Consider the following 666-nt stretch of genomic DNA (forward strand, 5'->3'; position numbering starts at 1 on the left):
AGTAACGACAGCAGTGGGTGCAGACGGTTTCATTGGTAAGCTTGAAGCAGCTTTCGCAAAAGTAGCAACCGCTATTGATACAGCAGGAAGCTAATATTAAGCCGTATTGGCTAGTGTAGATGATATCGAAAGATATTTGTGCCAGACCTGTGTTTACATTGGTCTGGCTTAGTTAATTTATGATGTTAAATAAGATTAATTCTCACCAAGTTTAGGCGGTATTCCCTATTTTTAGTCATGAATTGTATTTAGTGACTTTGGCAGTATTGAGTGTATATGTGTCGGCCACTGATTTTCTCTATCGTAAGATACAGAATTACGCCTTGTACCTATTACTCTTCTTGCAGTGTTTTTTATCTCCGCTAGATATTCAAGTTATGAGTTTTGTACTGATGTTAGGTATAGGACTAATTCTTTATAAGCTGATTTGGATCGGGGCGGGTGATATTAAATACGTCGTTATTTTGTCGCTTACCATCCCTGTTAATGACTTATTATTGGCGTTTATTCTGACGGCTTTTTCTGGTGGTATTTTAGCTATCTCTTATCTAGTGGGTAAAAAGTTAATAAGAAATAAAGTTGGTTTTCAAGAGGGTATTCCATATGGGGTCGCTATTAGCATCGGCTTTTACTTAGTAATTTTAACTCAATCTACGCCATATATAT

1 protein-coding gene and 1 pseudogene are annotated in these 666 nt (G+C 36.6%); both read left to right on the forward strand.

Annotated features, from left to right (window positions below; translation table 11 throughout):
* Positions 1–94: pseudogene (locus BCT81_RS29890) on the forward strand (Flp family type IVb pilin); the annotation flags it as partial.
* Positions 95–242: 148 nt separating this feature from the next.
* Positions 243–666 (forward strand): prepilin peptidase (locus BCT81_RS27280; RefSeq protein ID WP_102426489.1); only part of this gene is annotated, 424 nt, incomplete at its 3' end.

This window comes from Vibrio sp. 10N.261.52.A1 (assembly GCF_002876325.1).
GTDB lineage: Bacteria > Pseudomonadota > Gammaproteobacteria > Enterobacterales > Vibrionaceae > Vibrio > Vibrio chagasii.